Origin of the sequence: Oceanisphaera marina (assembly GCF_014643915.1) — a bacterium.
Lineage (GTDB): Bacteria > Pseudomonadota > Gammaproteobacteria > Enterobacterales > Aeromonadaceae > Oceanimonas > Oceanimonas marina.
The window spans coordinates 1-783 of record NZ_BMKE01000069.1 but is presented as its reverse complement, the minus strand read 5'-3'; the positions used below and the strand labels follow the sequence as shown (position 1 = coordinate 783).

The 783-nt window shown below is 49.4% G+C and carries 1 protein-coding gene; it reads right to left on the bottom strand.

Features of this window, described 5'->3' with window-relative positions; genetic code table 11:
- Positions 1-56: 56 nt before the first annotated feature.
- Positions 57-783: matrix protein 1 (locus IEW52_RS15985; RefSeq protein WP_188630998.1), on the bottom strand; the 727-nt coding region annotated here is incomplete at its 5' end.

Here is a 783-nt window from a genome sequence, read left to right as displayed (position 1 = left end):
GAATCCACAATATCAGGTGCAATATCCCAATAATGTTAGCTGCAACAACGAGTGGGTCACTTGAACCGCTGCAGTTGCACTCCCATCCGATTCTGGTAGGCCTGCAAATTTTCAATAAGATCATCCTTAAGACCTGTACTGGAGTTAGGGTGAGTCCCGACTGTCCTCATAGCCTGCACCATTTGCCTAGCCTGGCTTGCGACTTCCATGGCTTCCGCTGCCTGTTCACTTGATCCAGCCATCTGCTCCATAGCCTTAGCCGTAGTACTGGCTAGTACCATTCTATTCTCATGCCTAATTAGTGGGTTGGTAGTAGTTGCCATCTGCCTGTGGGACCGATGTTGTGCGTCGGCAATCTGCTCACAAGTGGCACATACTAATCCAAGAGCCCCTTCTGCAGTTACTGTCCCCATTCTGTTGTATATGAGACCCATGCAGCTGGCAAGCGCACCAGTTGAGTAACTGAGTGCAACTTCCTTTGCTCCATGAAATGTCATTTCCCTCTTCAGTTTCTTGTATAATTTAACTGCCTTGTCCATGTTGTTTGGGTCCCCATTCCCATTTAGGGCGTTTTGGACAAACCGTCTACGCTGCAGTCCTCGCTCACTGGGCACGGTGAGCGTGAACACAAACCCTAAAATCCCCTTAGTCAGAGGTGACAGGATTGGTCTTGTCTTTATCCACTCCATGAGAGCCTCGAGATCTGCGTTCTTCCCTGCAAAAACATCCTCAAGTCTCTGCGCGATCTCGGCTTTGAGGGGGCCTGATGGAATGATTGAGAGA